Source organism: Pseudarthrobacter leeuwenhoeki (assembly GCF_055412885.1).
In genome coordinates this window covers 127930-146760 of the sequence record NZ_JBVAYY010000009.1, presented here as the reverse complement: position 1 = coordinate 146760, position 18831 = coordinate 127930, and the positions used below count along the sequence as shown (strand labels likewise).

Annotated in this window: 15 protein-coding genes and 1 pseudogene; 11 read left to right on the top strand and 5 right to left on the bottom strand. The window is 69.3% G+C overall.

Features of this window, described 5'->3' with window-relative positions; all coding sequences use genetic code 11:
• Nucleotides 1-39 precede the first annotated feature (39 nt).
• A complete protein-coding gene (gene ppc, locus ACZYX4_RS10140; protein WP_463875458.1) occupies nt 40-2856 on the bottom strand; it encodes a phosphoenolpyruvate carboxylase in 2817 nt (938 codons plus the stop codon).
• Between the two features lie 131 nt (nt 2857-2987).
• On the bottom strand, nt 2988-3668 hold the full coding sequence (locus ACZYX4_RS10135; protein ID WP_463875456.1) for an NADPH-dependent F420 reductase: 681 nt from the start codon (nt 3666-3668) through the stop codon (nt 2988-2990).
• A 116-nt stretch (nt 3669-3784) separates the two neighbouring features.
• Between ACZYX4_RS10135 and ACZYX4_RS10130 the strand changes: the two are divergent.
• The 4 genes and pseudogenes from ACZYX4_RS10130 to ACZYX4_RS10115 form a co-directional block, all read left to right on the top strand.
• Nucleotides 3785-3919 (top strand): annotated as a pseudogene (locus ACZYX4_RS10130) (aldo/keto reductase); the annotation flags it as partial.
• A 355-nt stretch (nt 3920-4274) separates the two neighbouring features.
• A complete protein-coding gene (locus ACZYX4_RS10125; protein ID WP_463875454.1) occupies nt 4275-4922 on the top strand; it encodes a TetR/AcrR family transcriptional regulator in 648 nt (215 codons plus the stop codon).
• A 133-nt stretch (nt 4923-5055) separates the two neighbouring features.
• Entirely contained in the window at nt 5056-6300 is a 1245-nt protein-coding gene (locus ACZYX4_RS10120; protein ID WP_463875452.1) for an endonuclease, read from the top strand.
• An 86-nt stretch (nt 6301-6386) separates the two neighbouring features.
• Entirely contained in the window at nt 6387-7244 is an 858-nt protein-coding gene (locus ACZYX4_RS10115) for a DUF1684 domain-containing protein (protein WP_463875450.1), read from the top strand.
• Between the two features lie 7 nt (nt 7245-7251).
• On the opposite strand, the gene ACZYX4_RS10110 is transcribed toward ACZYX4_RS10115, so the two are convergent.
• Complete coding sequence (locus ACZYX4_RS10110) at nt 7252-8478, bottom strand: acyl-CoA dehydrogenase family protein (protein WP_463875448.1); 1227 nt, start codon at nt 8476-8478, stop codon at nt 7252-7254.
• Nucleotides 8475-9308 (bottom strand): SDR family NAD(P)-dependent oxidoreductase, encoded by an 834-nt coding sequence (locus ACZYX4_RS10105; protein ID WP_463875446.1) that lies wholly within the window; start codon nt 9306-9308, stop codon nt 8475-8477. The genes ACZYX4_RS10110 and ACZYX4_RS10105 overlap by 4 nt, the downstream gene beginning before the upstream one ends.
• Nucleotides 9309-9453: 145 nt before the next feature.
• On the opposite strand from ACZYX4_RS10105, the gene ACZYX4_RS10100 reads away from it, so the two are divergent.
• The 5 genes from ACZYX4_RS10100 to ACZYX4_RS10080 all read left to right on the top strand — a co-directional run bounded on the left by ACZYX4_RS10100 (nt 9454) and on the right by ACZYX4_RS10080 (nt 16654).
• Entirely contained in the window at nt 9454-10641 is a 1188-nt protein-coding gene (locus ACZYX4_RS10100) for a glycoside hydrolase family 76 protein (protein ID WP_463875444.1), read from the top strand.
• A gap of 167 nt (nt 10642-10808) precedes the next feature.
• Nucleotides 10809-11861 carry an iron ABC transporter substrate-binding protein gene (locus ACZYX4_RS10095; RefSeq protein ID WP_463875442.1) on the top strand — a complete coding sequence of 351 codons (1053 nt, stop codon included), beginning with the start codon at nt 10809-10811 and terminating at the stop codon, nt 11859-11861.
• A 4-nt stretch (nt 11862-11865) separates the two neighbouring features.
• Nucleotides 11866-13458 (top strand): ABC transporter permease, encoded by a 1593-nt coding sequence (locus ACZYX4_RS10090; protein WP_463875440.1) that lies wholly within the window; start codon nt 11866-11868, stop codon nt 13456-13458.
• Nucleotides 13455-14630, top strand: coding sequence for an ABC transporter ATP-binding protein (locus tag ACZYX4_RS10085; protein WP_463875439.1), 1176 nt, complete (start codon nt 13455-13457; stop codon nt 14628-14630). Before ACZYX4_RS10090 ends, ACZYX4_RS10085 begins: the two co-directional genes overlap by 4 nt.
• 134 nt (nt 14631-14764) lie before the next feature.
• Nucleotides 14765-16654, top strand: a complete 1890-nt coding sequence (locus ACZYX4_RS10080; RefSeq protein WP_463875438.1) for a glycogen debranching N-terminal domain-containing protein — start codon at nt 14765-14767, stop codon at nt 16652-16654.
• A 32-nt stretch (nt 16655-16686) separates the two neighbouring features.
• On the opposite strand, the gene ACZYX4_RS10075 is transcribed toward ACZYX4_RS10080, so the two are convergent.
• Nucleotides 16687-17286: a YdeI/OmpD-associated family protein gene (locus ACZYX4_RS10075; protein ID WP_463875437.1), complete on the bottom strand. Its 600-nt coding sequence runs from the start codon at nt 17284-17286 to the stop codon at nt 16687-16689.
• Nucleotides 17287-17410: 124 nt separating this feature from the next.
• Here ACZYX4_RS10075 and ACZYX4_RS10070 point away from each other — a divergent pair, with 124 nt between their 5' ends.
• A complete protein-coding gene (locus ACZYX4_RS10070; RefSeq protein WP_463875436.1) occupies nt 17411-18193 on the top strand; it encodes a VOC family protein in 783 nt (260 codons plus the stop codon).
• Nucleotides 18194-18236: 43 nt separating this feature from the next.
• Nucleotides 18237-18776, top strand: a complete 540-nt coding sequence (locus tag ACZYX4_RS10065; protein ID WP_463875435.1) for an NUDIX hydrolase family protein — start codon at nt 18237-18239, stop codon at nt 18774-18776.
• The last annotated feature ends 55 nt before the right edge of the window (nt 18777-18831 follow it).

Below are 18831 nucleotides of genomic sequence, written 5' to 3'. Positions count from 1 at the left end.
CAACCCTAGCGGGACGGGCGGCCGGCCCGCGCACCGGATTTACCCGGTGTTGCGCAGGCCCGCTGCCACGCCGTTGACCGTGATCAACATGGCGCGCTGGAGACGCTCGTCGATCTCGCCGTTGGGCATGCTCTCCCCGGCGGCCTCGGAGCGGACCCGGCGCAGCAGTTCCACCTGGAGGTAGCTGATCGGATCGAGGTACTGGTCCCGGATCTCCAGGGAGCGCTTCAGGGTGGGCTGCGCGTCGAGCAGCAGGTCCTCGCCGGTCAGGCTCTGGATCTCGGTGACGGTCAGCTCGTATTCGGCCCGGATGGTGTGGAACAGGCGGTGGAGCTCCTCGGGAACCAGGGTGGAGACGTAGTAGCCGGCGATATCCATGTCCGTTTTCGCCAGCGTCATTTCCACGTTGGAGAGCACCGAACGGAAGAAGTGCCAGCCCTCCATCATCTCCACCAGTTGGGCCGAGTGGCCGGCCTCGCGGGCGGCCTTGAGCCCGGAGCCGACGCCGAACCAGCCCGGGACGATCTGCCGGGACTGCGTCCAGCCGAACACCCACGGGATGGCCCGCAGACCCTCGAGGCCCGCGCCGGAATCGGGCCGCTTGGACGGCCGGGAGCCGATGTTGAGGGACCCCAGCTGTTCCACCGGGGTGGACGCCATGAAGTAGGCCGGCAGGTCCGGGTCATCAATCAGGGTCCGGTACCGGGCGAAGGCGGCGTCGGAAATGGTCTCCATCACGTGGCCGTAGCGTTCGCGCTGGTCCTCCGAGGTGCGCGGCGTGCGGTGCAGCGCGGAGCCCTGCATGACCGCCGCGAGCGACAGTTCCAGATTCTCGCGGGCGAGTTCGGGCAGCGAGTACTTGTCCGAGATGACCTCGCCCTGTTCGGTGAACTTGATCTCGCCTTCCAGCACCCCGTTCGGCTGGGCCATGATGGCGTCGTAGGTCGGCCCGCCGCCGCGGCCCACGGAACCGCCGCGGCCGTGGAACAGGCGCACCCGGACGCCGTGCTTCGCCGCGACGTCGCGGAGTTTGCGCTGGGTCTTGTGGATTTCCCACTGGCTGGTCATCACGCCGGATTCCTTGTTGGAGTCCGAGTAGCCGAGCATGATTTCCTGGACGTCGCCGCGCAGCCGGACCAGCTCGCGGTAGGAGGAATCGGAGAGGAGCTGGTCCACGATCTCGGCCGAGGCCCGCAGCTCCTCCACGGTTTCCAGGAGCGGGGCGAAGCCGATCCTGGCATACGGTGCCGCACCGAAGAGGCTGACCAGGCCGGCCTCGCGGGCCAGCACCGCCGCGGCCAGGACGTCGTCCGCCCCGCGGGTCATCGAGATGATGTACGTCTCGATGACGTCCGGGCCGAAGGTGCGCAGGGCCCGCCGGATTTCGCGGAAGACGTCATAGGTGGCGTCGGCGACGCCGTCGAGCTCGATCGGGCGGCCGGACAGCGGGCGGCGGGAGGCGAGCTCGGACCCGAGCACCTCGAGCCGCTCGGTACGGCTGAGCTCCGCGTACCGGAGGCCCGGCCCGCCGAGGCGGTCCATCAGCTGCCCCACGGCATCGTGGTGGTGGTCCGCGTGTTCGCGGATGTCGAGGGTGGCCAGGTGCAGGCCGAAGGAAGCGATGGCGCGCCGGACCCGGGCCAGGGCGCCGTCGGCGGCGAGCGCTGCGTGGTGGTTGCGCAGCGAGCGCTCCAGCAGGCCCAGCTCGGCGAGGAGCTCCGCGGTGGCGGTGTAGTCGCGGCCCGGCTCGTGCGCCGATCCGGCCGTCACGCGCCGGCCGGTGTTGAGCAGCTTGGCCTTAATGCAGGTGAGTTTGAGCCGGTAGGGCTCCTGGGCGTTCAGTTCCAGGACGCGGCGGTCCAGGCCCGGGAGGTTGTTGAGGTCGACGTCGATCGAGTCCAGCAGCTCCTGGTCCGCCCCCGCGAGCGCCGTCGAGTTGGACAGGATGGAGATCAGCCCGTCGATCAGGCCGATGCTGATCCGCACGGCATGCTGGTTCTGGATCTGCAGGATTTCGCGGGTGACTACTGCGGTGACGTTGGGGTTGCCGTCCCGGTCGCCGCCGATCCAGGAGCCGAAGCGGATCGGCGCCTTCTCCACGGGGAGGGTGACACCGTGTTCGCTGAGCATTTCGGAGAGGTCCGAGAGCATCTCCGGCAAGGCGTCGCCCAGGATTCCGGTGAGGTAGTAGATCGCGTTCCGGGCCTCATCCACCGGGGTGGGCCGGACCTGGCGGAGTTCGTCCGTCTGCCACATCTGGTCGATCACCTCGGCGAGCTGGCGGTCCTGGCGGCGGCGTGCGGATGTGCCCTCCGCGGTGCTCTCGGCGAGGATGTCGGAGAGCCTGCGGACCTTGTCCAGCACGGAACGGCGGGAAGCCTCGGTGGGGTGCGCGGTGAAGATGGGCCGGACGTCGAGTTCGTTCACCACTTGCTGCAGCACCGAGGGGCCGGCCTGGCCGGCGATGTCGGTGACAGCCTTGGCCAGCCAGCCGTCCTTTTCCTGCCGGGCGCGCAGTCCGCGGACCCGGTGCACCTGCTCGGCGGCGTTGGCCAGGTGGAAGTAGAACGCGAAGGCGCGGACCAGGTCGGTCGCCTGCTCAAGGGGCAGGGAGCCGAGCAGCTCACGGACTTGTTTGGCGACGTCGTGCGAGCTCCACGGCCCGGTGGCATCCGCACCGCCACGGGCTGCTTCCTTGGACTCCTTGGTCAGCAGGCGCACCTGCTCCACCAGGCCCAGGAGTTCGGCCCCGTGCTGGCGGACCAGGGATTCGCCGAGGAGGGTGGACACCCGGCGGACGTCGGCGCGCAGTTCGGAGGCGAGATCGGTGCCGGGATTCGTTGCAGTGTCAGCCATGGAAACAATCTTTCGAGAGGACTTGGCCCGTACACTGCGCTGGATACTGTGAGCCGGGTTACTTTCTTCCTAAAGGATGCTACCCGCAGCCGCGGCCGGCGGGGAATCTGTCTCAGATAGTGTCCGGGTCCCTACCGGGCGATTTTGAAGTTAAACGCTGCGGTGCCCAGCGCACCCCAGACCCGCAGCCAGACCGTCAGGATCATTTCGGCGCCGCGGGCGGTGGTGATGTCGCCCAGGTCGATGATGTCCCGGTGCCCGAAGCCCGCGAGCAGCCCGCTCACGATCTCCTTGGCGGCCGCGTCGTCTCCGGACACGAAGACGGAGTGGTCACCCCCGGCCACACTCGCCGGATCCACCATCACGCTGGCGGACATCGTGTTGAGGGTCTTGACCACCCTGGCTTCCGGGAAGGCCCGCTGGATCTGCTCACCGAGGCTGTCGGTGTTCACCGGGTTCAGCGACGGCGGAAAACCCTGGGAGAAGTCCAGCGGGTTCGCGATGTCCATGAGCACCTTGCCGGCCAGGTTTTCTGCCCCCGCCGCGGTGAGCGCCTCGAGGGAGCCAGCGCCGTTGGTGGCGTTGACGACCAGGTCCGCGCGGGCGGCGGCCTCCGCGAACGCGGCGACGTCGATGCGGCTGTGCGCCGCGTGCCATGCCGCGAAGGGTGCGCCGCCCGTCGCGCCGGGCTCGGCCCGGGCAAGCGTCGCCTTGGGATCGCGCGTGCCGATCACGACCTCATGCCCGAGCGCGGACAGTGCCCCGGCGATCGTGGGGCCAACAGTTCCGGTTCCCAGTACGGCAATCCTCATGGTGCCCTCACTTCTCAACACTTCTCGACGGATGGGGTAGACAGGTTTGTCTGCTGGCGGCCACGAGAATATCAGACAGACCTGTCTACGGCAAGGAAGCAAGGTGCTGCCCCGGCATGGCCCGGATCTGCGCCGCTGACAATGGCCGGAGCGTCGCCACCATCCAGGCGGCCCTCGACGCGGGCGACACCCTGCTCGACACGGCCGACTTCTACGGCATGGGCCATAACGAGCTCCTGCTCCGCGAGGCCATCCGCGGCCGCCGCCGTGAGGATGCGCAGATCAGCGTCAAGTTCGGCCTCCTCCGGGACCCACACGGCGGCTGGACCGGCATCGACACCCGGCCGGTGTCCATCAAAAACTTCCTCGCCGACACCCTGCGCCGCGCGCACGCCGCACATGTCCCGCGGCCTCATGTCGGGCCACTGGACGGCCACCGGCGGCGGCAACCGGCGGGACTTCCGTGCCCGCGGGCGCTGCCGCAGGCACGCGCTACGATGCCGCCCAGATGGCCATGTTCGACAGCGAGCGCCGGTGAGTCCTGCCGCCGCCGGCTGCTGTCCGGAGGGCCATACATAGACAGACTTGTCTGGGTACCATGGAGCCATGACGCCCACCGCCGCCACGACACCACGGGCCGTCCGCACGCCAGCCGGGCAGGCCCGGGACAAGATCCTGGCGACGGCCTTCCGGCTCTTCTACGCCCACGGGCTCCGGGCCGCCGGCATCGACACGATCATCGCCGAGTCCGGCGTCGCGAAGGCCACGTTCTACAAGTACTTCCCGGCCAAGGATGACCTGATCCTGGCCTACCTGGAGAAGGTTGACGGCGTCTGGACCGGGCAGCTCCATGCCGCGGCGGAAGCCGCCGGACCTGAACCCGCGGCGCAGCTCGTGGGGCTGTTCGACGCCCTGGCCAGCGCGTGCCGCCGCGACGGCTACCGCGGCTGTGCCTTCATCAATGCCGCCGCCGAGTCGGCCTCCGGGACCCGCATCCACGAACGGACGGTGGCCCACAAGGAGCACGTCAGGGCCTGGATCCGGGACCTGGCCGTCCAGGCCGGCGCCCCGGATCCGGACCGGCTCGCCCGGAGCCTGACCCTGGTCCTCGACGGCGGCCTCGCCAGCGGGGTGCTTGACGCCGACCCGGCGGCGGCCACCGCCGCCCGCCACACCGCAGCGCAGTTAGTGGCGGCGGGCCTGGGGCACACGGCAGGCGGCAGCTGGACTGGCGGTGAACAGCCGCCGAATTAAGGACCAATCCCGCCTCCCGCCCCGCCCCGGGCCTTCCACACCGCAAAGCACTGACATACCTTGAAGTGTCTTGACAAAACCTGTCAAATTTCTATGCGATTGTTGCTGATCGCCCCGCGTCAAGGAGCCCTTCATGAATCCAGCCACGATCCCGGCCGTCCGGGCCGCCGCGAGTCCGGTCCCTGGGGGCGCCGCGCCGCACCGGAACCCCCTGCTCGCCGCCGTACTGGCCCTCAGCTTGTTGTTCGCCGGTCTCGTGGCGCAGTCGGCCATGGCGCCCGGTTCACAGGCCGCCGCCCCGCTCACGGTGGCCCAAGCCATCGCCACCCAGAACGGCTCGACGGCGGCGGTGACCGGCTACATCGTGGGCCAGCCGACGTCGGCCACCGCTGTTCTTCGCAACGGCTTCACCGCGGACACGGCGGTTGCAGTTGCTGACTCGGCGGCCGAGACGAACACGGCGAAGATGCTCTACGTCCAGGTCACCACGGAGTATCGCTCCGGGTTTGGGCTGCAGAGCACCCCGTCCCTGATGGGCAAGAAGATCGACGTCGCGGGACAGCTGACGGCCTACTTCTCGCATGCCGGGCTGAAGAGCCCCAGCAGCATGGCGCTGTCGGCTCCGCCGACGCCCACACCCACGCCCACACCCACGCCCACACCGACGCCCACACCGACGCCAGCCCCCACAGCCGGTGACTACTACGCTTCGGCCGCCGGCAAGACCGGCCCCGCCCTGGAAAGCAGCCTGCACCAGATCATCTCCGTGCAGCAGAAGATCAGCTACGACCGGGTCTGGGACGCCCTGAAGGACACAGACCAGGACCCGGCCAACAGCAACAACGTGATCCTGCTGTACACGGGACGCTCGCAGTCCAAGGCCACCAACGGCGGCGGCGTGGATGACTGGAACCGGGAACATGTCTGGGCCAAGTCGCACGGGGATTTCGGCACGGCCACGGGACCGGGAACGGATGTGCATCACCTGCGGCCCACCGACGTCACGGTTAACTCCGCCCGCGGCAACAAAGACTTCGATCTGGGCGGAACCCAGTCCACCGAGGCGCCGGGCAACTACACCGACGCCGATTCCTGGGAGCCGCGTAACGCCGTCAAGGGCGACGTGGCCCGGATGATCATGTACATGACTGTCCGTTACGAGGGCGGTGACGGCTTTGCGGATCTGGAAATGAACAACCTCGTCAACAACGGTGCGGCCCCCTACATGGGGAGGATGAGCGTGCTGCTGGAGTGGAACCGGATCGATCCGCCGGACACCTTCGAACAGCGCCGCAACCAGCGCATCTACGAGCAGTGGCAGGGCAACCGCAACCCGTTCGTGGACCACCCGGAATACGCGGACGCCATCTGGAACTGACCCCGGTCCCCGTCCCGGCCAGGTAGCCCGCTGCCGGGGCGGGGCCTAGGATTGTAGCCAAGCCGTTCACCGCGTGGGAGGAACCCGTGAGCACCACACACCCCGATCCTGACGCCCGGCTCGCCCGCTGGCAGCGCTTCCGGAACAGCCGCAACGCGGCCCTGGCCAGCGACTACGGCTGGCTGACCCTGACGTCCTTCCAGTGGCTGGACGACCGGCCGGCCGCCGTCGAATCCGTCCCCGGGCTCTGGTCCACGGACGGCACGACGGCGTTCCTCACCGCCGCGGCGGCGGAGGGGCTGACCCTCGTGGAGACCGGCGGGCCCGTGGACGGCACCATCAGTGCGGCCCTGGCCAATGAGGAATCACTGCTGTGGGTCCAGTACGGGGGCACGGACGGCCGGCAGGTCCTGGTGGAACTCGCCATGCGGGCCGACAAGTACGCCCTGCGCACCCGGGATTCGACGTCGCCGGTGTTCACCGGGTTCGACGGCGTCCCCGCCTTCGATTACCGGCCGGACCTGGTGGTCGAGGCCAGCTTCCACCCCTATCCGGAGCCGGTCGCTGTCCCGATCGGCACCGCCAACCCGCTGGTCGACGGGGTCCACCGGTCCGTCGGCGAACTGGTGTTCCGGCTCCCCGGCAAGGACCATGAGTTCCACCTGCAGGCCGAGGAGGAAAAGCTCGGCGCGCTGACGGTCACGTTCCACGACGAGACCAACGGAGCAGCCCCGCCGGAACTGGCAACGGCCGAGTGGCGGAAGCTCTCTACCGCCCGGCCGCGCGTCGACTCCCTGGGGAACCGGACCGTGACCCTGGACTTCAACCGGGCGATCAACTACCCGAGCGCCTTCACGCCCTACGGCACCTGCCCCATGCCGGTGAAGAACAACAGCCTGGACTACCGGATCGAGGCCGGCGAGAAAGAGCCCGCACTGTTTTAGACCGCGTCTAGACGATCGCGGAGACCCCGGTCACGGCCCGGCCCACGATCAGCGTGTTGATCTCGAACGAGCCCTCGTAGGTGTAGATCGCCTCGGCGTCGGCGAAGATCTTGGCCATCCGGTAGTCGGTGACGATCCCGTTGCCGCCCAGCAGGGACCGGCCCATCCCCACGGTCTCCCGCATCCGGGCGCTGACATAGGCCTTCGCCAGTGCCACCTGCGGCATATCCGCGGCGCCCTGGTCCTGCAGCTGCGCGATCCGGACCATCATGCCCATACTCGCCACGGCATTGCCGAGCATCGTGACCAGCTGCTGCTGGACCAGCTGGAATTTCGCCAGCGGCCGCCCGAACTGCTGGCGTTCGACGGCGTACTGCCGGGCGACGTCGAACGCCGCCAGCTGCTGGCCAACACCCTGCCAGGCGACCATGATCCGCGAGCCGCGCAGCAGTTCGTTAGTGTCCTCGAAGCTGTTGATCCCGGCGAAGCGGTCTGACTCGGCCACGCGGACATCCTTGAAGACGATGTCCGCGTTCTGCACCGTGCGCAGCGCGATCTTGTTCTCGATCCTGCTCCGGCTCACGCCCGGCAGAGTCGCGTCCACGATGAAGCCGCGGATTCCACCGCCGTCCTCGTCACGGGCCCACACGAGCATGTAGTCGCAGAACGTCCCGTTGCCGATCCAGCGCTTGGCGCCGTTGAGCACCCAGGTGTCACCGCCGTCGGGCGCCCCGCCCCGAACACGCCGGGCGACGGTCTCCATGCCGCCGGCCACGTCGGAGCCATGCTCCGGTTCGGTCAGCGCGAACGCGCCGGTGGTCCGGAGGCTGGCGGCGTTCTCGAGCAGGCGCGCCTTTTGCTCCTCGGAGCCGAAGCCGTAGAGCGATTCGACGAAGAGGTCGTGGTGGACCAGGAAGAAGGTCGCCAGCGAGGTGTCCACCCGGGTCATCTCGGCAATGACCAGCCCGGCAAACAGGTTGCTGTAGCCGCGCTGGGCCGGGGCGCTGAGCTCCAGCGCCGCCAGCTTCGGCAGGATATGCGCGGGGAACTCAGCCTTGTTCCACCACTCGCCGGCGAAGGGAGCCACCTCGCGGGCCAGGAACACCCGCAGTTCGGCCAGCTTTGCCTGTTCACGAGGGTTGAGCATCGACTCGAAGTCGAAGAAATCGGCGGTCGGCAGCCCCGCGACGGAATCAGCGGGAGCGGGGGAAGGGGCGAGCCCGGCCGGTGTCATTTCGGCCCCATCCGGATGGCGCCGTCGAGGCGGATGGTCTCGCCGTTGAGCATGGCATTCTCCACAATGTGCGCCGCGAGGTTTGCGTACTCGGCCGGCCGGCCCAGCCGGGACGGGTGCGGCACCTGCCGGCCGAGGGAGTCCTGGGCTTCCTGCGGCAGTCCGGCCATCATGGGCGTCTCGAAGATGCCCGGCGCGATGGTGACCACACGGACCAGCGAGCGCGCCAGTTCGCGGGCGATCGGCAGCGTCATCGCGTGCACCGCGCCCTTGGAGGCGGCGTAGGCCGGCTGCCCTATCTGGCCGTCAAATGCGGCGACGGAGGCGGTATTGATGATGACGCCGCGCTCCGGCCCGCCGAGCTCGGTCACGGCCGGCTCGGTGGCCGTCATCGCGGCCGCAGCAAGGCGGATGACGTTGAAAGTGCCCACGATGTTGATCTGGATGACCCGGTTGAAGTTTTCCAGCGGCAGCACGCCGTCCCGGCCCAGCACCTTGCCGGGGGTGGCGATCCCGGCACAGTTGACCACGATCCGCAGCGGACCAAGGGCGACGGCGGCGTCGACGGCGGCCTGCACCTGGTCCTCGCTGGTGACGTCGGCGGGAACAAAGACCGCCCTGTTCCCCGGCTTCACCGGGCTGCCGGCCCCGGGGGCCTCCACCTGGCCGTGGCTCCCGGTGTTCAGCTCGGCGGCGAAGTCGGCGCCGGCGGAGCCTGGCAGGTCCACCAGGACCACCGAGGCGCCGGCGTCGAACAGGCGCCGCGCCGTCGCGGCCCCCAGTCCGGAGGCTCCGCCCGTAATCAGCGCAACAGTACCTTTGATGTCCATGCATCCTCCTTGATGTGGAACCGGTGCCCGGGCCTGCCGCGACACCGTGCGCGGCGTCACGGACGTACCGCGAACATTAGTTAGTGAATGTTAACTGGAATGCGGGCATTCCGCACCTTCGCCCTGCCGCTACTAGGCTGGAACCATGACCCCGGCCGAGAACTCTGCTGCCCCCAACTGGTCTTTCCGGGCCGACGAAGCCGCCCGCTCGGTGACCAGGGTGTTCGGGCAGCGGCTCTTTTTCCTGCCGGGAACCCACATCGCCGCGGTCGTGCGGCCCTCGGGCCGGTTCAAGAACCTGGCACGGCCCTGGCACTACTGGTGGCAGGCCCACTACGTGGACGCCCTGGTGGACACCGGGCGCCGCGAACTCGGCACGGACGGCCGGCCCGGAAACCGTTTTGACGGCGGGAACCGGCCCAGCGCCGGCCGGCTCGCCTCCCGGCTCGTCACCGGGATCCGGCTCCGGAACTTCCTCACCGTTGTTAACAACTATTACGACGACATGGCCTGGCTGGCGCTGTCCACGCTGCGGCTGGAGAACCTCGCCAGGGACAGCCGCAAAGAGGCCGGACGCCGCCGCAACGCCAGGGTCCTGCAGAGCCTCACGCTGCAGTTCGATTCCGCCTCCACGGACGACCTCGGGGGCGGCACCTTCTGGAGCAAGAAACGGGATTTCAAGAACACCCCGGCCACGGCGCCGGTGGCGCTCCACTACGCGCGCACCGGCCAGGCGGCCAAGGCACAGGCCCTGCTGGACTGGCTGGACGCCCGGCTTTTCGACCCCGAACTGGGCCTGTACCGTGACGGCCTCCGGATTGCCCCCGGCGGCGCGGTGGTGCTGGAAAGCGCCATCTACACCTACAACCAGGGCCCGGTCCTCGGCGCGCTGCTGGAGCTCGGCGGTGGGGCCAACCTGGCCCGGGCAGCCTCCCTCGTGGCGTCGGTGGCACGCAGCCTCACCCTCCCCGCACCCCTGACCGGACGCAGCACCTCGGTGCTGCGCTGCGAGGGCACCGGCGACGGCGGCCTGTTCACCGGCATCCTCGCCAGGTACCTGGCACTCGCGGCCGTTGACGGGCGGCTTCCCGCCGCGACCCGGGAGACGGCCGCGACGCTCGTCACCGACACCGCCGAGGCCTTCTGGGAGGGCCGCCGCATGCTGCCGGCTGGGGACCCGCTCGCCCGGCAAGGCGGCCGGATCCTGTTCTCCACCCGCCCCGAACTGCCGGCGCGGGACACCTGCCCGGCGGGCACCGCCGTCGAACTGTCCACCCAGCTGCAGGCATGGATGGTGCTGGAAGCGGCCGCCGCAATCGCCGCCCGGAATTAAGGCACGCAATAGTTTCGTAATTGAGGTGATCCTCATCACTTAAGGCGTCTTCGGCTTGGTTGCTTAGGGTTGGCTAACCTACAGTTTTTCGTAGTGAGCATGCCCTAACTTCCTCCGCTCACAGGGGGGCTGGGGTTCCAACGACCTTCCTTTCAGAAAGCAGACCCATGAAGATCCGCAAGAACGCGCTGGCAGGGATCGCACTTGCCGCCACCGCCACTCTCGGCCTGTCCGCCTGCGGCGGCACTTCCGCCGCGCCCAGCGGCAGCGCCGCCGCCGACGGCAAGATCTCCGGTGAAATCACGGTCTACAACGCCCAGCACGAGTCCCTGACCAAGGAATGGGTGGACGCGTTCAGCGCGGAAACCGGCGTCAAGGTCACCATGCGCCAGGGTTCCGACACCGAGATGTCCAACCAGATCATCCAGGAAGGCCAGGCCTCGCCGGCCGATGTCTTCCTCACCGAAAACTCCCCGGCCATGGCCCAGGTGGAAAACGCCGGCCTCTTCGCCGACGTCGACAAGGCCACCATCGACCAAGTGCCCGCCGAGTTCCGTCCCTCCACCAACAAGTGGACCGGCATCGCAGCCCGCTCCACCGTGCTGGTGTACGACAAGACCAAGCTGAGCGAAGACCGGCTGCCCACGTCCATGCTGGACCTGGCCAAGCCGGAGTGGCAGGGCAAGTGGGCGGCCTCGCCGTCCGGTGCCGACTTCCAGGCGATCGTCTCCGCCCTGCTGGAACTCAAGGGCGAAGCCGCCACCGAGGAATGGCTCCAGGGCATGAAGGAAAACTCCAAGGCCTACAAGGGCAACAGCACCGCCATGAAGGCGGTCAACGCCGGTGAGGTCGACGCCGCCCTGATCTACCACTACTACTACTACGGCGATCAGGCCAAGACCGGCGAGAACTCCAAGAACGTCACCCCGTACTACTTCAAGAACCAGGACCCTGGCGCATTCGTGTCCGTCTCCGGCGGCGGCGTGCTGAATTCCTCGAAGAACGCGGCGGCAGCCCAGGCCTTCGTCAAGTACATCACCGGCAAGAAGGGCCAGGAAGTCCTGCAGAAGGGCACCTCCTTCGAGTACGCCATCGCCTCCGACGTCCCGGCCAACGAAAAGCTCGTCCCGCTCGCGGAACTGCAGGCACCCACGGTGGATCCGGCCAAGTTGAACTCCGCCAAGGTCACCGAGCTGATGACCAAGGCAGGACTGCTCTAACCACGTGACAACCACGCAGGCGGCTCCCGTAACACCCGGGGGCACGACGACGGCGGGCAGGGGCAAGGGCCCCCGCCCGCCTTTCGGCGTTTCCATTGTTGCCGTCCTGGCGGTCCTGATCGCCCTGTTCGCACTGATTCCCCTGGGCTACGTCATCGTCATGACGGCCGCCACCGGCTGGGACACTGCCGTGGACCTGATCTTCCGGGCACGCGTCGGCGAGCTGCTGCTCAACACCGTGCTGCTGATGCTCGTCACCGTGCCGCTGTGCCTCATCCTCGGCGTGGGCGGGGCCTGGCTGGTGGAACGCACCCAGCTCAGGGGGCACAAAGGGTGGGCCGTGCTGCTCGCGGCCCCCCTTGCCGTCCCCGCCTTCGTCAACAGCTACGCCTGGGTCTCCGCGGTACCGTCGCTCGAGGGCCTGTGGTCCGGCGTGCTGGTCGCGACGCTGTCCTATTTCCCGCTCGTCTACATCCCGGCCGCCGCCACGCTCAGCCGGCTGGACCCGGCCATCGAACAGTCCGCCGCGTCCCTGGGCCTCGGCGCGTGGCGCACCTTCTTCCGTGTGGTGCTGCCGCAGCTGCGGATCGCGATGACCGGGGGCGCGCTCCTCGTCTCCCTGCACCTGCTGGCCGAGTACGGCGCCTTCGCGATGATCCGGTTCGACACCTTCACCACCGCGATCATGGTGCAATACCAGTCCACCTTCAACGGCACCGCCGGGAACATGCTGGCCAGCGTGCTCGTGTTCCTGTGCCTGATCCTGCTGCTGGTGGAAGTGCGCAGCCGCGGCAGTGCCCGCTACGCCAAGATCGGCTCCGGCGCCCAGGCCCGCGCCCTGCGCCTTCCGCTGCGCGCCTACCAGCTCCCGGCCCAGCTGTTCCTGATCACGCTCACCGCACTGGCTTTCGGGCTGCCGCTGACCTTCGTGCTGCGCTGGATCATCGCCGGCGGCCCGGACATCTGGGCCGCCGACGAGTTCCTGCCGGCCCTGCTGCAGACCCTGATGTACGGCCTCGCCGGCGCCCTCGCCACCACCGTCGTGGCGTTCCCGATGGCGTATCTGGCCGTGCGGCACCCCAGCTGGTTCAGCAAGACCCTGGAGCTGTCCAACTACATCACGAGCTCCATGCCCGGCATCGTGGTGGGCCTGGCGTTCGTGACGGTCAGCATCAAGACGGCGCCGAGCCTGTACCAGACCTCGGCGCTGCTGGTCGCGGCCTACGTACTGCTGTTCCTGCCGCGCGCGCTGGTCAACATCCGTTCCGGCCTGAGCCAGGCGCCAAAGGAACTCGACGAGGCCGCCCAGGCGCTCGGCAAGCCGCCGCTGCTGGCCTTCCTCCGCGTCACGCTGCGGCTCACCGCCCCGGCCGCCGCGGGTGGCGCCGCGCTGGTGTTCCTGGCCATCGTGAACGAACTGACCGCGACGCTGCTGCTCTCCCCCAACGGCACCCGGACGCTCGCCACCGAGTTCTGGAGCAAAAGCAGCGAAATCGACTACGCCGGCGCCGCGCCCTACGCCCTGCTCATGATCCTGATTTCGGCGCCGATGACCTACCTCCTCTTCCAGCAGTCCAAGAAAGCAGCGGGACAGTGACCCAGTACAGCCCTTCCCGGTTCCCGGAACCGCGGGTCGCCGCCTCCGTGGCCACCAGCACCAACAACCACCTGGAAATCGACGCCGTCACCAAAAACTTCGGCCCCCAGGCCGTCCTCATGGGTGTCAACCTGTCGGTGGCCAAGGGCGGCACAACGGCGATCGTGGGACCCTCCGGCTCCGGCAAGACAACCCTGCTGCGGCTGATCGCCGGGTTTGAGCACCCTGACACCGGCAGCATCTCGCTCAACGGCGCCAAGGTGGCCGGCGGCGGCGTCTGGGTGCCGGCGCACAAGCGCCACGTGGGTTACGTGGCGCAGGACGGCGCCCTGTTCCCGCATCTGAGCGTCGGGCAGAACATCTCCTTCGGCCTCAACGCCGCCAAGCTCCCCGGCGGGCACCGCGGCGTGAAGGCCCGGGTGGCCGAGCTGCTGGACATGGTCTCCCTGAACCCTGCCATGGCCAAGCGCCGGCCGCATCAGCTCTCCGGCGGGCAGCAGCAGCGGGTGGCCCTGGCCCGCGCCCTCGCCCGCGAGCCGGAACTGATGCTGCTGGACGAGCCGTTCTCCGCCCTGGACGCGGGTCTGCGCGTGGCCACCCGCCGCGCGGTGGGCAAGGTGCTCCATGACGCGGGGGTCACCACCATCCTGGTCACCCATGACCAGGGCGAGGCGCTGTCGTTTGCGGACCAGGTGGCGGTGATGCGCGGCGGACGGCTCGCGCAGATCGGCAACCCGTTCATCGTCTACACGCGCCCCGCGGACCGCGCCACCGCGGAGTTCCTGGGCGACGCCGTCATCCTCGACGCCTGGATGGAAGGCTCCCTCGCCACGTGTTCTTTGGGCGGCATCCCCGTGCGCCGGCCCCCGGCGCAGGGGCGGGTCCAGCTCATGCTGCGGCCGGAACAGATCCGGATCGCGGAGGACGGCCCCATCCGCGGCGTCGTGGTGGACACCGATTACTTCGGGCCCGAAACCACCGTGCGGCTCAAGCTCGCCGTCCCGCCCGTCCTCGCGGAAGGGGCCGTGGCGGACCACCGCTACCCCGGCGGCGGCGAAATCATCACCATCCGGCACTGGAACGCCTCAATCGCCCGCCCGGGCACGGAGCTGTGCCTCCGCGTCGTCGGCGAAGCAGTGGCATTCCCGATGGAAGACCTGCCCGCGGAGTAGCCGCCGCGGGGCGGCGCGCCCGTCCCGTTGTTCCTCCTCCGTTTCCGTCCGCCTGCCCCCCGCCTGCCCCCCATCAAAGGAGGGCCCTGCGGGGTCCGTTGAGCCGGTCCGGCTCCCGGCATAGGGTGGGGCGCATGACTGTTCAGCCAGCGCTCCACCGCCAGCACTGCTCCGTTGCCGCCCCCACCCAGTTGTGGCTCGATGCCGAGGGGCGGCTCGCCAGCGGCCACGGTGCCGCGGGCGGCGGCTGGTTCACCGGCCTGCTGCACGGGGACACCCGGATGCTGTCCCGGGCAGAGGTGCGGGTGAACGGCCTGGAGCCTGAACCCGCCACGGTGGAGGCGGAGGCCGGCGGTGTGTTGCGCGTGCGGGGGCTGGTCCGCGGCATTCCGGGGCCCACAGAGGACCCTGCCGTTGAAATTCTCCAGACCTGGACGGTCACGCCCGGCGTCGTCCGGCACTCACTGCAACTGAGCGCCTCCCTCGAGGCACTCGACGTGGAAATTGAAATCCAGCTCGCCGCGGACTTCACCGACATGGCCGCGATCCGGCTCAGCCGCTTCCGGGAGCCCTCGGCGCCGTTCTCCGCGGACGATTCCACCCTGCGCTGGCGCGACGGTGCACGGACCCTGACCGTCGCCGCCCCCGGCAGCGTCGCTTCCGGCCAGCGTCTCCTCTGGCGGGGCAAGGCCGGACGCGGCCGCCCGTTCAACGTGGAATGGCAGGCCGTCCTGGCCGACAGCGAGAACGCCGTGGTGGCAGCCCCGCCGCCCGCCTCGCGCCGGGTCCGCGCCGAGCCGTCCGGCGCCCTGGGCCTGCTGCTGGACAACGCGCTCGATGAGCTCGCCGGCCTCCGCCTGGCGACCCGGACACTGCCCGGAGCGCCGTTCGCGGCCGCCGGGGCGCCCTGGTACTTCACGCTGTTCGGACGCGATTCGCTCTGGGCCGCGCGGCTGCTCCTGCCGCTCGATGCCGGCCTCGCCGCTGGAACGCTCCGCACCCTGGCAGCGTTCCAGGGCACGCAGGAGGACCCGGGTGCCGCCGAGGAACCCGGGAAGATCCTGCATGAGCTCCGGGCCAAGGAACTTGTCCTGGAGAGCCAGGGCCTGCGCCTGCCCCCGGTGTACTACGGCGCCGTGGATTCCACCCCGCTGTGGCTGTGCCTGCTGGCCGAACTTGGCCAGGCCGGCCTGGACGACGCCGCGGTCCGCGCGCTCCTGCCCAACGCGGCCCGGGCGGTGGAATGGCTGCTGGCCGCAGCAGGCGCGCCCGGAAGCACGAACAGCGGGTTCCTGAGCTACCAGGACACTACCGGCCACGGGCTCAGCAACCAGGGCTGGAAGGACTCCGGTGACGCGATGCAGTTCCGCGACGGCCGGCAGGCCGACGGCCCGATCGCGCTCTCCGAGGTGCAGGGCTACGCCTACCAGGCCGCCGTGGACACCGCCGACCTCTTTGATGCCTATGGCGAGCCCGGGGCCCAGGCGCTGCGGGACTTTGCCGAGACGCTGCAACAGAATTTCCGCGCGCGCTTCTGGGTCGAGGACGACGACGGCCCCTTCCCCGCGATGGCCCTGGACGGGCACGGCGAGCCGCTGGATATCCCGGGCTCCAACATGGGACACCTGCTCGGCACCGGAATTCTGGACGCCTCGGAGGCCCGGCTCGTGGCGGACCGGTTGCTCAGCCCCGAGCTGTTCTCCGGCTACGGCCTGCACACGATTTCCCGGCGCGCCGCCGGTTTCTGGCCGTTCAGCTACCACTGCGGTTCGGTCTGGAGCCACGACACCGCGATTGCGGTCCGGGGGCTGCTCGCCGAGGGGTTCCTCGACGAGGCCCGGACCATCGCCGAGGGCCTGCTGGCAGCGTCCGGCTCCTTCGGACACCGTCTGCCGGAACTGTTCGCCGGCATCACTGCCGAGGAGGCCGGCCACGCGGTGCCCTATCCGGCGTCGTGCCATCCGCAGGCGTGGTCCTCAGCGTCTGCCGTGGTGGTCGCGCAGGCCATGGGCGTCGGGTTCTAAGGACGGACCGCCGGGATCAGGGGCCGGGGCGGTCACGGGCCCGGCGGCCGCCTGTGCTGCAGGTACGGCGTTTCGTTCCGGGCGAGCATCTCAACGAATCCCGCGATCTTCTTCGCCCTGGTGGCGGCCTGTTTGACCGCGGTGACCCGGTAAATCAGGGCGTACCTGTTCACCGAGGTCAGGACGTCGAACATCGCCTGCGCCCGCGGCTCGGCGGCGATGGCCGCGGCCAGGTCCTCAGGCACGTCCGCCGTCGCCGCGCCGGAGTAGGCAGCCTCCCAGCGGCCGTCCACTTTGGCGCTGTCGACGGCGGCGCGGCCGGCCGGCGCCATCCTGCCGGCTGCCTCAAGGCGGCCGATCCGCTCCACATTCCGGGCGGACCACAGACTTCTTGGTCCCCGGCGGGTCATCCGCTGGAACGAACTCTCTTCATCCCGCCGCCGGCCCTGTCCGTCGATCCAGCCGAAACACAGCGCCTCCTGCAGGGCGGCCTCATAGTCCAGCTCCGTCACCGCGCCGCCCTTCTTGTGCAGCACCAGCCACACCCCGGGGCTCTCCGCGTGGTGCTGCTCCAGCCACGCGCGCCACTCGGCGGCATCTCTGACCAGCAGTTCCTTAAGTTCAATAGCCATGGCACCATTCTGCTCCGCACGGATTACGGTCACCGATTTGTCTGCTCCGTACTGACCACGGACACCGGTTTGGTGGGACGATGTTCCTGAGAGCCGGAACCCGTCACTACCTTCAGGAGCAACGATGCTGCGTGTCCGCCCGATCCATTTCACCTCCCGTCTTGACGAATGGGAGCGGCTGCTCACCGGACTGGGCATGGTCAAAACCGTCGACGAACCCACTTGGCGGGAGTTCGACGCCGGCTCCGGCCGGCTCGCCCTCCACGTTGTCGAGCAGGGCTCCGCCGAGGACGGCACCACATCTCTCGGCGTCGAGGTGGGGGACCTGCTGGAATTCGCCCGGCGGACCAACGAAGCCGGGGCGGCCGCCGGCACCACAGCGGCCGGCACCAACGCAGAACTCATCGACGCGGACCACGGCCCGTCCTGCCGCATCACGGCCGCGGACGGGTTCAGTTTCCTCGCCGACCCGGCCACACGCACCACGGACGGCAGCCGGGGCGGGTCCGCGGCAGCGGACCCGGGCATCTCCGTCGTCGGGGTCTGGTTCTCCGAGGACGCCGTGGCAGCGACCCGGACCCTGCGCGACATCGGCGCCCTGCCCCGCCCGCTCCCGGGCAGCGGCGTCGGCAACGCCGACGCTGACACTGCCGAATCCGAAGCCTTCACAGCTAAGAACGGCGGTATCCTCATGGTCGGTGCAGGCACCGGGGCCGGGCGCGCCGGACTGGGCTTCGAATACGCCGGCGACCTGACCGTCCTCCGCGGGCGTCTGAGCGAGGCAGGGAACGAGGCCGCGGTGATTGAGGAAGCGGCCGTCCCCACCCTGCACGTGGCCAACCCCGATGCCGGCGGCAGCGCCGCCCACCCGCCCCTCTGGATTTCGGCGGCGCCGTCCGCCGGGTGAGTGTGATCACGCCCCAGCAGCAGGGATGGGGTAGAACTTAACCATGAACGTTCGCACTCCTGACCCGAATCCAGGCTGGCTCACCGACGAAGATTTGTTCGAGGCGCGCGGCCGGTTGCCCATGGTCTACGTCGAGGCCGTCCCGGTCCGGCTGGATCCGCTCGGGTTTGTGAACGAGGTTGGCACGCTCCTGCAGGCCGAGGAGGACGGCACGATGGTCCGCTCCCTGGTTTCCGGCCGGGTGCTGTACCGCGAGACCATCCGCGCGGCCCTGCTGCGCCATATGGAGAAGGACCTCGGCCCGCTGGCCTTCCCGCAGCTGCCGATCAGCCCGGTGCCGTTCACGGTGGCCGAATACTTCCCGTCCCCGTCCCACACCGGATTCACCGACGACCGCCAGCACGCCGTCGCCCTGGCCTACGTCATCCCCGTCACCGGCGAATGCTCGCCGCGGCAGGACGCGCTGGAATTGACCTGGATGACCCCGCAGGAAGTCATGAGCTCGGATGTCCAGCTGGAGTTCAGCGGCGGCCGCGGTGCCCTGATCCGCCAGGCCCTGGCCTTCGCCGGCGTCGGGAACTGACCCACGGAGGCGGCGTCCCCGACTTCCGGCGCGCGCCTTTGTAGACTGGTGGGCG